The sequence below is a fragment of the Gemmatimonas sp. genome, from assembly GCF_044344655.1.
Taxonomy (GTDB): Bacteria; Gemmatimonadota; Gemmatimonadetes; order Gemmatimonadales; family Gemmatimonadaceae; genus Gemmatimonas.
On the sequence record NZ_JBIJCN010000009.1, the window covers coordinates 1 to 13,314 of the forward strand.

Here is a 13,314-nt window from a genome sequence, read left to right on the forward strand (position 1 = left end):
CGGCGCAGCCGTGGCCCTCATTGGCTGCCGTGCCGGCCTCACCACCATGGGTGGCGCACAGGGCGTGGGCCGCAGTGCCACCCGCGCCGTCGTGATTTCCGCCGTGATGATTCTCGTGCTCGATGCCTTTTGGGCTGTCACCTGGCTCACCAACCGCACGCTCAAATGAGAGACCTCCGAGACATTCGCGTATGAGCACCTCCAAACGCACGAGTGACTTTGCTGTTGGCCTCAGCGTGATTTCCATTACCGCGCTCCTCATCGCCGGTACGCTTTGGCTCAAGCAGGCGGATCTCGGTGGTCGCACACGTCATCTCACTGCGCGCGCGCGCGACGTGGGCGGCGTGGCGCTCGGCAACCCCGTGGTGATCCGCGGCGTACGTGCCGGGCGTGTGGAATCGATCGCCCTCGGCGACAACGATTGGGTGGTACTCAAGCTCGCTCTCGACCGCACCGTCGACATCCCGCGGGATCCCGTCGTCCTGCTGGCGGCGGCAAGTCTCTTCGGCGAGTGGCAGGCCACCGTCATGAGCCGTGACGGCGTACCCGCCGACCGCGTGCTTCGTGCAGCGCTCGACGAGGCGCGCGCCGGCAGCGATACCGTGGCCGGTGCAGTCCTCCCAGACATTGCGCAGCTCACCGCCGTGGCCGGCCGCATCAGCGGCGACGTGGCCAAGGTGGCCGAGCGGGTGGAGATCGCGTTTGACGATGCCGCCGCGCGCGAATTGCGCGAAAGCATCCGCAACTTCGCGCAGCTGTCTGGTGATCTGGCACGCACGGTCAACGTGCAATCGAAAAATCTCGACAAGATCAGTGCCAACGTGCAGACCGGGCTGGCAACGATCAACGATGCGGCGGCGCGTTTGAGCACGTTCTCCAGCCGCGTCGACTCAGCCACCAGTCGCGGTGAGCTCCAGATGATCGTGAACAACTCGCAGACGGCGGCGCGTGAAATGGTGACCGCCGCGCAGCAGCTGCGCGAACTCACCGCTCGCCTCGACCGCACCGAGGCGAATCTCACGCAGGCGGTCGCGCGCGCCGACTCCATCTTTGCGAAAGCCAATAGCCGAAGCGGCACGCTCGGGCTGATGCTCAACGATCCTGCGCTGTATCAGCAGAGCGACTCGCTCGTGCGCGAACTCCGCGGGCTCGTGAGTGACGTGAAGAAGCATCCCAAGCGCTATATCAACATGCGCATGTTTTGAGATGGACGTGGCGAGGTCCCGGTACGTCAGGCGGCCCCGCTACCCCCGTCCCGGCACCGCCAGCACGGCCACGCGCGCCGTGCGCAACACCCGCGTGGCCACCGAGCCCACCACCAGACGCTCGAAGAAGGAGTGGCGCTGCGTGCCCACCGCCACGAGATCGGCGTTGGACTGCTGCGCGAACGCCAGCAACGCTGGCGCGGGATCACCACGCACCGTCACAGTGTCCACCGTGATGCCGGCGGGCACATCGAGCTGCTGCGCCAGCTGTTCGAACAGGGGCGGCAGCGTACGGCTGTAGTCGGCGTCCCAGACCTGCCAGTCGGCGCTCGGGTGCTCGAAGCGCGGACGCACGTGCACGAGCGTAAGGCGGCCGTCTGGCGACAGCAGCCGCAACGCCAACTGGGCCGCCTGCACGCTGGCGACGCTGAAGTCGAGCCCCACCACCACGTGCGACGGCGCCGCCGGAAAGTTGGGGCCGACGGCCAGCACTGGCACGCGCGACTCGCGCAACGTGGCAAGGGTGGTTTCCGTGCCGAACAACCGGTCGAGCGGATTGTGCCGACCAATACCCATGACCACCACACTCGCTCCCCGCCGCTCCGCCTCCCGGGCCAGGGTGCGCGGCGGTGATCCCAGCAGCACCGTGATGGGCCACGCCGGGTCACCAGCCGCCGCCACGTTGACCGAACGACGCAAATCGTCGAACATCGCGGCGCGACGCGCCTCGTCGAGCTCTGCCGGCACCGGCAGCACATCCATCCCCGCCGCCACCCCGGGCATGGGCTCACATACGCCCACGAGCTCCACAGCGCCACCAAACGACGCCGCGGCAAGACGACCCGCGTTAAACAACGCATCTGGAGACACCGCCATCCCGTCGGTAGCCACGAGGACGGGGCCACTGACGACCAACGGAGCGTGACCCGGTGCAGACAATGGAACGTTGGCTAATGCGGACATGGATGGGGGACCTCCGGTCGAACAGCACCCGGGTTCTCGCGCCAACGCCATCGGCCTCCCACGTCGGATCCGACACGGCGCATCACGCGACACGGGAAGGACGGTCGCACTCGGAGGCTCTAGACTCCATCGGGGAGGACTCCCTGCACGGTCAGGGAACCCCGCACATCGAGGGCCAGACCACGGCCGTCGTCCGACACACCGACTACAACGCCCAGCGCAGCGCGCGGGCGGTGGCGTCGAGCCACCGATGCCCGCGCGTTCGCTGTGCCCATGACGCGATCGTCACCTCCCGACTTCCCGACAGATCATGCTGGTACGCCACCTCGAGTGAGTGCCCGCACGCCTCGTCGAAGAGCAGCACGTTGCACTCGGCATTCAGCCAGAACGAGCGGAAGTCGAGGTTCGACGACCCCACCAGCCCCACGTAGCCGTCCACCACGAGCGTTTTGGCGTGCAAGGTGGCGCGCTCGTACTCCCAAATGCGCACACCATCGGCAAGCAGGTCCTGATACGCGCCGTGGGCCGCATGTCGCACGATCGGCACATCGGTGCGCTCGCTGGGGAGCAGCAGCCGCACGTCCACCCCACGCTGCGCCGCCCGTGCAAGCAGACGCAGGGCCCGTGTGGGAGGGGCGAAATAGGGGGTGGTGATCCACAGCCGTTCGCGTGCGCCACCCACCAGCGCTGCCAGCACGGCGAGCATTTCGCGCTGGGCACGCCCGGGACGCGGATCGAGGACCACCACCCCCGGGGCCTCGTCACCAGCCGTCGTGGCCTCGCGACGTACACGCCGGCCACGACGACGATCGCGCCGCCGGCCGAGTTGCTGCGCCAGCTGCCACTGCACCCGGGCCTGCAGTGCGCGCGCACCGGACAAGGACCCTCCGGCCACGGGGCGACGCACCACCGCATCGCTCCAGCTCACGTACTCGAGCCCCGGCAACACCGGTCCGCGCGCGCGGTCCCACCCCTCGGCGAACACCGCGGCCAATTCGCGCGCCACCAATCCCTGCACCTCCACGAAGGTGTCGCGCCAGGCATCGCGCCGCCGACGGATACTGGAGCCGTACTCCTCACCGATGTTCATGCCGCCGGTGAACGCCACGTCACGATCGATCACGAGCAACTTGCGATGATCACGACGAAGCGCTTCAAACGGATGGTGCCAGAAGCGGTGGAACTGGCGAACCGTCACGCCTCCGGCTTCGAGCGTACGCCAGAAGGCATCATGCGTGGCCAGCGATCCCACGGCATCGGCCAGCACGCAAACGCGCACCCCTCGCTGCGCGGCCGCCACCAGCGCCTGCTGAACCGAGATCCCCAGCGTGTCGTCGCGCAGGATATACGTCTCGAGCAGCACCTCCAACCGTGCCGAGGCGATTGCCGACAACATGCGGGAGAACGCGGCTTCACCGTCGGTGAGCAGTGCCACCGGGGGACAGCGGTGGACCGGCCCGCCGTCCACCCGTTGCACGAGCGCGCGGAACGCCGGGTCGCGGACGCCATCGGGAAAACGGCGCGCCACCTCCCAGGCGCGCCACGCCCGCAACTCGCGGGGAAGGCGCGGATCAATCATCTTGCAGCATGACTGTGCTCCTGCGCCTACTCATCACGGCCGTAGCCCTCTGGGGTGCGGCCACCTTCATCGATGGCATCCGGTACACTGGAAGCACGTTGGGATTGGTTGGCCTGTCGCTGCTGTTCGGCGTGGCAAACGCGCTCATTCGTCCCATTCTCGCATTCTTTTCGCTCCCCGTGCTGATTCTCACGCTCGGGCTGTTCACGCTGGTGCTCAACGGCGCCATGCTGCTCATCACCAGCCTGCTCGCCAAGCGGCTCGACATTCCCTTTCATGTGGACAGCTTCGGCGCGGCCATCCTGGGCGCGCTACTGGTCAGCCTGGTGAGTACGGTGCTGAGCTGGATGTTCATCCCGAGCGAAGACGACAACGACTGACCGGTTGGTGCCCCGCTGCCACGGGTCCTGCTGGCAGCGGGTCACGGCAGTAGCGCATCGAGTACCGCCGCCACCCGGTCACGCAGCGCCACCGGCTGCAGGATCACGGCGTCGGGCCCGTACTGCAGAACGTGGCGCACCGCCCACGCTTCGTCGGCGAGAGGATACTCCACCACCAGCTCTCCCTGCTCGTCGAGTGATCGGTGCTCACGTTCGGCGATCCACCGGCTCACCCGGGACGAATAACGGACCACGAGCGTATCCCCGGGCGGCTCGTCGCGCCGGAATACGCGCCCCCCCTGCAGTACGTCCTGCACGCTGAACCCGACCGGGGGGTCGAATCCATCACCGGTAAGTGACACACCCACCATGCGGTCGAGCCGGAATATGCGCAGCGCGTCGGCGCGTTCGCAGTAGGCCACCATGTATACGTGCGCATCGGCGCGTACCAGCGCGTACGGACGGACCCGCCGCACCGACGATTGCCCCTCATCCGGGCGGCGGTAGTCCAGCGCAACCACTTCGCGCCGCTCGAGCGCCACATGCAGCGTGGCGAGCGACGCCAGCTGCGCTTCCGGGGCGCTTTCCACTTCCGTGGCACCTTCCCGGCGCTCCACGATGGGCTCGCCGCCAGCACGCTGGTCCGTCACACTCGACACACGCCGCACGCTCATGGCCTGCAGCTGGGTGCGCACCTGCGCGACCGCCTCACGTTCATCGACCGGCAGTTCCTGCTGCAACATGCGCAGCCCCAGCTCGAGCGCGAGCATCTCCGGGCGATTGAGTCGCTGCGGCCGATGGAAGTTGGCCGAACGCATCGAGGCCCCCTGGTCATCGATCACCACCTGCACGGTGTCGACCCAACCGGCGGGCACGTCGTACCGCTCGAGGGAGGCGAAGTCCCTGGCGAGCACCTTGGTGCTCGTACCGATACGCTGCGCGATGTCGTCGAGCGTGAGATTGGGCTCGTCGGCCATGAGCGGAAAGGCCAGCAGCAACCGCTGGAGGCGATCGTCGGCGCGAATCACTGGACACCTCCGGGCTCGTCTACCAACGCGGCTACCGGCGCGATGCTGGCGTGTGCAGCGCGTGTGTCGCGCAACAGCGCGTACCACTCCTCCACCACCTCCGGTGGGGATACGGGGCGCGCGTCGCCGGCAAACGAGAGCACCCAGCGCAGGAACACGTCGCGACGGCGGACACGGAACGCGCGCAGCACACCATCATGCGCACCATCATGCGCACCGTGTGCCGGGTGGTCCGGTGCCACTGGATCGCCGAGCTGCTGGCCTTGCATCCCATTGCCCGACGCACCCGTGAAGACCACGAGCACATGGCACTCGCCACCGTTGCCGATCTCCCACGCCTGACGCGATGCCGCATACGCCGACAGGTTGAACCCGGCAGGGATGTCGAAGTCCGGGTGCTGCTTCCGATTGTTGGACATGGCGGCGTCGCGGATGCGACTCACGCGGAACTGACGGAGCGCCTCGCGCTCCACGTCGTGCGCCACGAGGTACCAGTGGCCGGTGAGAAAAATCAGCCCGTAGGGATCGACCGTACGCACAGCCTGCTCATCGCGCGCCATGCTGTGGTACGTGAAGTGAATGCGCTTGCGCAGCGCGACCGCATCGGTGAGGGTATCAAACGCCGTGCCGTCCACCTGCAGGACCGCCGCTGCAGGAAGGCTCTGCGCAAAGTCCTCGATGTCAAACTGCAGCTTACGCAACGCGGCCGTGGCGTCGTTCGCGAGCTCCTCATGACCGAGGCCCGCCACACGTGCCGCTGCGCGTCGGAGCGTATGGCAGGCGTCGGGCGTCAACACGAGCGTGGCCACGCCTCGGCTGCTTCCGGGTCCAGCCGTGCGCGGCTGTTGTCGCACATCGGTCTGCGCCGGCAACATGGTCTCGCACACTGACAGGAACGGCAGGTAGAAGTCGTGCTTCCGAAGTTGATACTTCACCACCCCTTCACTGTCCGGGGGCAGCGTATCGATTACCACGCCGAGCTCGCGCAGTTCATCCTTGTCACGCTCGAACATGCGAAGGATGCTGTTCTCCTGCACGGTGGGATCGTCGTAGCCAGGCACGTCGCGACGAAGATCAGACAGCGCCACCGGATAGCGGCGACCAAGCAGCGACGCAATCACATCGAGCCAGCGAAGGAGTTTGTCGGAAGCAGACATGGGCCGAAGCTAGGATAACCGACTGACAATCATCGCACCGGGCGCGGCCTTACCACGCAAACAGGCGGATGAACAGCTGACAGAACAGGGCGCCCGCCACGCACATGGCGAACCCCCACAACAGCAGAGCACGGAACAGTGCGCGCTGCTGACCGGGGCGCCCCTCCTCACCGGCGGGTACCGCCGCGATGCACAACGCGCCGATCGTGGAGAGGGGTGAGACGTCCACCAACGCGGCACCCACGTTGATACTCAACGCCACCTGCAGCGCGTCACCCCCGCCGAGCTTTGCCACAAGCCCCGGCACCGCCGGAAGAAATGCGGGGTACACCACGCCAGACGTGGAGCTGTACGTGGACAGCAGCCCCGTCACACCCGCCATCACGCCGTTCACCGAAGACGGCGTGGCAAGGCGCGCCAACAGATCGGTGAACAACTCCATACCGCCGGTCTTGTCGAGCACACCGATCAGCACACTCACGCCACACACCATCACCAGCACGGGCCACGGCACCTGCTTCAGCATCGCGCCGTCTTCACCCACCTTCGCCACCACCAGCACGGCAGCGGCCGCGAATGCCGCCAATCCCGGCGGCAGTGATAGCAACACCACCGCGGCGACCCACACCGCCAGCACGCCGATCGTGATGGTGTGTGCGCGCGTGAGGCGGATCGTGCCCAGCGCCGTGTCGATCGGCGGCGTCTGGCGCATCGCGGGACCGCCAAAGAGCGCCCAGGCCACGGCCGCCGCCAGCGCGTGCGCGGCGAAGTTGGCGGTCCACACGTTGAGTGCATGGCCACCCAGCCCCGCCGTGTCCATCAGGTCGAGCACGAGCACGCCGATCGCGCTGATCGGTGAAAGATTCCCGGCATTCGCGCCGTTGCCAACCATCAACGCCGCCAGCAGCATGGGCATGCGCGCACCGTGCGCGAGACGCATGGCCAGCGGTGCCAGCAGCGCGGTGGTGGCGATCGCCCCAGGCCCCGCACTCGAAATCGCACACGCGAGCGCGAAGAGGAGCAGCGGCAACCGTGCGGTGTGGCCGCGCAGTGCTCGGATACCGGTGTGCGTGATGGCCTCCATCGTGCCGTTGGCCTGCGCCACGCCGAAGAGCAGCGTGACACCCAGCAACGTGAGGAAGAGCGACGACGGAAACGCGTTCATCACCTGCTCCACCTTCCACCCGGCGGCGAACACGCCCACCAGCCAGGCCAGCACCACCGCCAGCACACCCACGTTGATCCGCGACGTCAGGCTCGCAGCCACCACCAGCAGCAGTGCCACCAGCGACAAGACCGCCGGCGACGTGAGCATTGTGCCGGTTACGGCGTCCACGGCGGCAACAGATGACGTTGCACCTTGCCCAGCGCCGTGCGGGGCAGCGCATCGACCTGCACGAAGCCGCGCGGCACCTTGAACGACGCCAATTGCGCACGGACCTGTGCCGCAACACCCTCGAGATCACACGTGTCGTCGCATACCACGTACGCCACGGGCACCTCCCCACGCTTTGCGTCTTTCACACCCACCACCGCCGCCTCACGGACCCCGGGCAACTCGGTCAGTACCTCTTCGATCTCACGCGGATAGATGTTGAAGCCACCGGAGATGATCAGGTCACTACGCCGCCCTTCGAGCGTGATGTACCCGTCAGGCGCACGTACCCCCACGTCTCCCGTGCGGAACCAGCCGTTCACGAAGGCGACGCCCTCCGCGTCGGGACGCTTCCAGTACCCCGCACACACGTTGGCACCACGCACCAGCAGCTCACCGCTCGTACCGGCAGGAACGTCCTGCAACGACTCGTCCACGATGCGCACCGCGGTGAGCGGCAGCGGGAGCCCCACCGTGCCGGCCCGTCGCTCCCCGTGGTACGGATTGCTCACGTTCATGAGCGTTTCCGTCATCCCGTATCGCTCGAGGATCACGTGCCCGAAACGCTCGGCGAAGGCGGTGAGTACCGGCGCGGGCAGGGGCGCCGATCCCGAGACGAACAGCCGCATGCCGCGGCCGATCTCGCGAGCCGCGACCTCGGGCAGCTCGAGGAGCCGCACATAGATCGTGGGGACGCCAAAAAACACCGTGGGGCGATAGTCGCGGAACAACGAGCGCGCGCGCTCGTGTTCGAAGCGTTCCACAAGCTTCATGTGGCAGCCACTCATCAGCCACACATGCAGGCCGTTGCCCAGCCCGTGCACGTGGAAGAGCGGAAGCACGGCGAGGTAACGGTCCGCCTCGCCGATCTCCCAGGCCTGCACCAGCGCGAGGCCGTTGGCGGCGAAGTTGCCGTGGGTCAGGATCGCGCCCTTCGAGGCACCAGTCGTCCCGCTCGTGTACACGAGCGCCGCCGGGGTATCGGCTCCGCAGGGCTCACTCCCGCGCACCGACGGCGCCTGCGTCATCTCGCCGGCCAGCACCTGCACGTCCCACCAGACGGTGTGCTCGGGGAGCATCGAGGCCTGCTCGGCCGTGGTGACCACGGCCACCGGCTCGGCATCGCTCACGATGTGCGCGATCTCCCGACCGCGATAGAGCACATTGATCGGCACCGCGATCACACCCAGCTTCACGCACGCCAGCCACAGATCCACGATGGCGGGCTGATTGGCGAGATAGAACGCGAGGCGATCGCCACGCTGTACGCCACGGGCACGCAACGTGGCCGCCAGCTGATTGCTGCGCCGCTCGAGGTCACCGAAGGTGAACCGTTCAACGTGTCCGGCAGCACCTTCGAATTCGAGCGCTGGCTGTGCCGCGCGCCCGAGTAATGCCCGATCAAAGAGTCCCAACAGTGACATGGCGCGGAAGGTACCGTTTCGCGTACCCCCGCGCCATCAATCACGGCCTCACCGCAACCCCAGCTCACCCGTCAGCGCCCGCACACCCGCGAGCGTGAGGCCGTCTTCCTCGAACACGATCACGCCCACCAGCGCGCGGCTCACGTCGTCGGGAAGGCGGTCGGCGCGGAACACCTGAATCACTGGCCCGGTGGCCATCGCCTCCCCCAGTCGGGGGTGCGACCACCCCGGCGCGAGCGTCGGGTCGCTGTCGTACCCGTTGGCAAGCACGGCCTGCAGCCGGACCCCACCCACGCCGCGATATTGCAGCGACGGACGCTCGGCGCCGAGGCTGCGCTCGAAGAGCACCTGCCACGCCATGGGCCGGGCCCCCTCATCGCGGCGGCCGCGAGCCACCACCACCCGCGGTGAACGAGACAGCACGTGCATGCGTTCTACCGCATCCTGCAGATCTTCGAGAATTCGTGAGGCGTCAGCCATGCCTCAATCTTCGCCGCAGCACGCCGCTCAGCCAGCCCACCCCTCGTGATCACGCTTTTCCTCGTCGTCTTCCTCGACCTGGTCGGATTCGGGATGATCATCCCGGTCTTCCCCTTCTACGCCGAACGGCTCGGGGTGTCGCCGTCGTCGGTCATCTTCTTCCTCGGCCTGTACTCGGCCGGTCAGTTGGTCGGGGCACCGCTCTGGGGCAGCCTGTCCGACCGCGTGGGACGGCGGCCGGTGCTTCTCCTCACCTTGCTCGCCAACGCCGCGTCGTCGTGGATGCTGGCGCACGCCGATACCGGCGCCGCCTTGGCCGTGTCACGACTCATCGCCGGACTGGCGGCGGGCAACATTTCCGCGGCCTACGCCTACACCACGGACATCACGACCGACGCCACCCGCCCGCGCGCCCTCGGGCTGCTGGGATCGGCGTTCGGCATGGGGTTCATTCTGGGCCCAGCCATCGGCGGCCTGCTGGCCGGTGGTGATGATGGTAGTTCGCTCGCCCAGGTCGCATACGCGGCCGCGATCATGTCACTGGTGGCGTTCGTGCTCACGCTGGTGCGGCTCCCCGAGTCGCTCCCCGCCGACAAGCGGCGCCAACGCCATGCGCCGCGCACCAGGATGGCGGTGTACCTGCAACGCCCCGTCCTGCGCGGGCTGCTCGTCGCCACGGTCGTCGTGGTGGCAGCGGTATCGCTCATGCAAAGCACGCTGGCGCTCTTCTCCGCCGAACGGCTGGCCATGGGCCCACGATCGCTGGGATGGGTCTACGGCTTCACCGGCGTCATCTCGGTGAGCGTGCAAGTGGGGATCATCGGTCGTCTCACCACCCGCTTCGGTGCCCGACGACTTGCCTGGTGGGGCACAATCCTCGTGGCCATCGGGATCGCCGGCGTGCCCCTCGCACACGATCTGGTCTCTCTGCTCACCACATTGTCGGTGTTCAGCATCGGCTCGGCGCTCTTCAACCCCAGCATGAGCGGGCTCGTCGCGTCGAGTGCTGCCAGCAACGAGCGTGGCGGGGTGCTGGGGGCATACCAGGGCGCGGCGTCGCTGGGCCGGGTCATCGGTCCCGTCATTGGCAGCGGCGTGGCGAAGGTCGTGGGACTTTCCGGCCCGTTCGTAGCGGGTGCCCTGATCTGTCTCGTCGGTACCGCATTCATCGCGTCGCGCCGGCGTAACGCCGGCGCAACGTGACGGTATGAACGCACAGCACCGAGCGGCTACGGCGTGATCACCGGCACCAGCAGTTCATCGAACGCACCGCGATTCCAGAGATCATTCCAGTCCGGTCCGTCGTCGGTACTGAAGCCACCCTGCCCGGCGGCCGGCGTCATGCGGTAGTTGTCGGGAGGCGTGGCCTTGCCAAGATGCTCCACGAAGTAGTCCCAGCGCCGACGGATGAAGTACGCCTCGTTGAGGCCGTGCGCACGGTTGGGCGCCATGATCAGGTCGAAGGTGCGATTCGCCTTGATCAGCTCATCGACCACCTGGATCGTCATGGCAGGATGCACGTTGTCGTCCATGTCCCCGTGCATCAGCAGCAGCTTGCCACGAAGGTTGGCTGCGTAGGTCTTGTTGGCCGAGGACGTGAAGTTGTCCTCACCACGACGCGTACTGTCGCGACGCAGCAGCCCCTGATACTTCTCCGCCCAGTAGATGTTGTACGAGCGGTTGTCGTGATTGCCGGCGCCCGACACCGCCACGGAGAAGAACTCCGGGTAGCGGAGGATCGCATCCGTGCTGGCAAACCCACCACCGGAGTGTCCGAAAATGCCCACTCGCTCGAGATCGATGAACGCATGGCGCGAGCCAAGCTGCTTGATCGCCGCGATGTGATCGGGGAGACCGTTGTCGGTGAAGTTGCCGTAGTAGTTGTCGTGAAAGGCCTTCGACCGACCCGGCGTGCCGAGGTGATCGACCTGCACCACCACGAAGCCCAACTCGGCCAAGGCGAACGGTTCGCCGCTGCTCTTGAAGCTCCACGCACCCACTGATCCCACCTGCGGGCCGGGATAGATGTGCGAGATGATCGGATAGTGCTTCGTGCTGTCGAGCCTCGCCGGCAGGTACATCACGCCGTGAATGTCGGTGAGACCGTCACGCGCCTTGACGGTGAAGGGCACCGCTCGCTTCCAGCCCTGCGCCACCAGCTGCGACACATCGGCCTTCTCGAGCGTGCGGAGGATACGCCCGGTGGCGGCATCGCGCAGCACGGTCACGGGCGCCACGGCAATCGCGCTGGCACGGTCCACCACGTACTTGCCGCTCGGGCTCATGGTGATGTCGTGATGCAGCGTGTCGGTGGTGAGCCGCTGGACCGGGCCGCCGTCGAGTGACGTGCGATAGAGATGCGTGTTGTACACCAGCTGGTCGTGCTCGCGGCCGCGCGCGGTGAACCACACCGTGCGCGTGACCTCGTCCACATGCTGCACCGCACCCACCTGCCACGTGCCGCCGGTAATCTGGCGCTTCACGGTGCCATCGCGGTTGAGCAACCACAGATGTCCGTAGCCGTCGCGCTCCGACCACCATACCACCTCGCCCGACGTGAGCACCTGCCAGCTCTCGGGGTCACGTGGACTGGCGATCTCCACATAGGTCTTGCCCGTGTCCTTGGCGATCAGCGTGCCCTTGCCGGTGGCCGCATCCACTTCGACCAGGTACGCGGCCTTCGAGGCGCGGGCGAGCCCGCTGATGTACGCCTTGTCGGAGGTAGGTGTCCACGTGGAATCACGGAGTGAGCCGCCGATGTTGGCCAGGTTGAAGCGCACGGGCACATCGACCTTCGTGCTCTTCTTCGTCGCCACATCGATCACGTAGAAGTGCGGCGTGGGTACGATGCTGTCACCCGGCAGGGCGTACGGCTGCGTGAACAGGCGTGGCCGCTGCGATGTGTAGCTCACGTACGGCATCAGCCCCACGCGCCGCTGATCCATGCGCACGACCAGCAACTTCTTCGAGTCGGGGCTCCAGCGCAGGTTGGGACGCCGCGTGAGGGAGCCGCGCAGCGCTTGCTGGGGGGTGATTGCCGTGACGCCGTAGGCGAAGAGGTTCTCGCCGTCGGTGGTGAGTCGTGTGGTATCCCCCTTGCCGCCACGTGCGCGAACGTAGAGATCGTTGCCGATCACGAACGCCTCGCGCGTGCGGTCGGGCGACAACACGTACCCCGACTCGTTGTAGCTCGTATCCTTCGCGACGCAGCTGTAGCTCACGATGTTGCAGGCGAACTGCCGCTTGCCCGTGCGGAACTCGATCGTGCGCTCATCATCGCCGTCGTTGCCGAAGCGGAACGCCCGGAACGGCAGACGATCGGGATCGTAGGTGGTGTCAGCCGCGAGGCTCATCGTGGCAGCGAGACGCGCGTTGTCGAAGAGCAACCCGCGCGTGTTGGTCACCGGGTCCACCACCACGTATTCGGCGCCGCTCCGCGTCTTGTTGCGATACCAGAAGCGGTTGCCGTCCTTGAGGAACGTGGGAGTCACTTCGTCGCCCGTCACGAGGCGGCTCGCGTTCCACGGCAGCAGCTGTTCGGCGCGGGCGTAATCGTCGGCCGCCACACGGGTCGACTGCGCGGTGACGAGGGCCGGTGCGCACAACAGCGCACCGGCAAGGGGAAGGCTGAAGGATCGTCGCATTGGCGTGAGGGAGGGAGACCACGCGCGCGGCCACCTCGCCGCGCGCACACCCTCACAGTGCAGCACGGACCCGGACCCT

General features: G+C 67.0%; 12 protein-coding genes. 4 read left to right on the forward strand and 8 right to left on the reverse strand.

Annotated elements, in window-relative coordinates:
* Window positions 1-10: 10 nt before the first annotated feature.
* Window positions 11-169, forward strand: a complete 159-nt coding sequence (locus ACIQ51_RS04570; protein WP_396203869.1) for an ABC transporter permease — start codon at window positions 11-13, stop codon at window positions 167-169.
* A gap of 22 nt (window positions 170-191) precedes the next feature.
* Window positions 192-1,205, forward strand: a complete 1,014-nt coding sequence (locus ACIQ51_RS04575) for an MlaD family protein (protein ID WP_396203828.1) — start codon at window positions 192-194, stop codon at window positions 1,203-1,205.
* Window positions 1,206-1,244: 39 nt separating this feature from the next.
* Here ACIQ51_RS04575 and ACIQ51_RS04580 read toward each other — a convergent pair whose 3' ends face one another.
* Both ACIQ51_RS04580 and ACIQ51_RS04585 read right to left on the reverse strand, forming a co-directional pair.
* Window positions 1,245-2,168 (reverse strand): universal stress protein, encoded by a 924-nt coding sequence (locus tag ACIQ51_RS04580; RefSeq protein ID WP_396203829.1) that lies wholly within the window; start codon window positions 2,166-2,168, stop codon window positions 1,245-1,247.
* Window positions 2,169-2,373: 205 nt separating this feature from the next.
* Complete coding sequence (locus ACIQ51_RS04585; protein ID WP_396203830.1) at window positions 2,374-3,747, reverse strand: phosphatidylserine/phosphatidylglycerophosphate/cardiolipin synthase family protein; 1,374 nt, start codon at window positions 3,745-3,747, stop codon at window positions 2,374-2,376.
* An 8-nt stretch (window positions 3,748-3,755) separates the two neighbouring features.
* Here ACIQ51_RS04585 and ACIQ51_RS04590 point away from each other — a divergent pair, with 8 nt between their 5' ends.
* The gene (locus ACIQ51_RS04590) at window positions 3,756-4,127 is read left to right on the forward strand and encodes a phage holin family protein (protein WP_396203831.1); all 372 of its coding nucleotides are present in this window, start codon (window positions 3,756-3,758) and stop codon (window positions 4,125-4,127) included.
* Between the two features lie 41 nt (window positions 4,128-4,168).
* Here the strand turns inward: ACIQ51_RS04590 and ACIQ51_RS04595 are convergent, their stop codons facing one another.
* From ACIQ51_RS04595 to ACIQ51_RS04615, 5 genes are read right to left on the reverse strand one after another with little or no spacing between them, the layout of a single operon-like run.
* The gene (locus ACIQ51_RS04595) at window positions 4,169-5,155 is read right to left on the reverse strand and encodes a helix-turn-helix transcriptional regulator (protein WP_396203832.1); all 987 of its coding nucleotides are present in this window, start codon (window positions 5,153-5,155) and stop codon (window positions 4,169-4,171) included.
* Window positions 5,152-6,312 carry a helix-turn-helix transcriptional regulator gene (locus ACIQ51_RS04600; protein WP_396203833.1) on the reverse strand — a complete coding sequence of 387 codons (1,161 nt, stop codon included), beginning with the start codon at window positions 6,310-6,312 and terminating at the stop codon, window positions 5,152-5,154. Before ACIQ51_RS04600 ends, ACIQ51_RS04595 begins: the two co-directional genes overlap by 4 nt.
* Window positions 6,313-6,361: 49 nt before the next feature.
* Window positions 6,362-7,648, reverse strand: coding sequence for an SLC13 family permease (locus ACIQ51_RS04605; protein ID WP_396203834.1), 1,287 nt, complete (start codon window positions 7,646-7,648; stop codon window positions 6,362-6,364).
* A complete protein-coding gene (locus ACIQ51_RS04610; protein WP_396203835.1) occupies window positions 7,636-9,111 on the reverse strand; it encodes a class I adenylate-forming enzyme family protein in 1,476 nt (491 codons plus the stop codon). Before ACIQ51_RS04610 ends, ACIQ51_RS04605 begins: the two co-directional genes overlap by 13 nt.
* 48 nt (window positions 9,112-9,159) lie before the next feature.
* Window positions 9,160-9,591, reverse strand: a complete 432-nt coding sequence (locus ACIQ51_RS04615; protein WP_396203836.1) for a hypothetical protein — start codon at window positions 9,589-9,591, stop codon at window positions 9,160-9,162.
* Window positions 9,592-9,636: 45 nt separating this feature from the next.
* On the opposite strand from ACIQ51_RS04615, the gene ACIQ51_RS04620 reads away from it, so the two are divergent.
* Window positions 9,637-10,794, forward strand: coding sequence for an MFS transporter (locus ACIQ51_RS04620; RefSeq protein ID WP_396203837.1), 1,158 nt, complete (start codon window positions 9,637-9,639; stop codon window positions 10,792-10,794).
* Window positions 10,795-10,820: 26 nt separating this feature from the next.
* Here ACIQ51_RS04620 and ACIQ51_RS04625 read toward each other — a convergent pair whose 3' ends face one another.
* Window positions 10,821-13,235, reverse strand: a complete 2,415-nt coding sequence (locus ACIQ51_RS04625) for a DPP IV N-terminal domain-containing protein (protein WP_396203838.1) — start codon at window positions 13,233-13,235, stop codon at window positions 10,821-10,823.
* Between the last annotated feature and the right edge of the window lie 79 nt (window positions 13,236-13,314).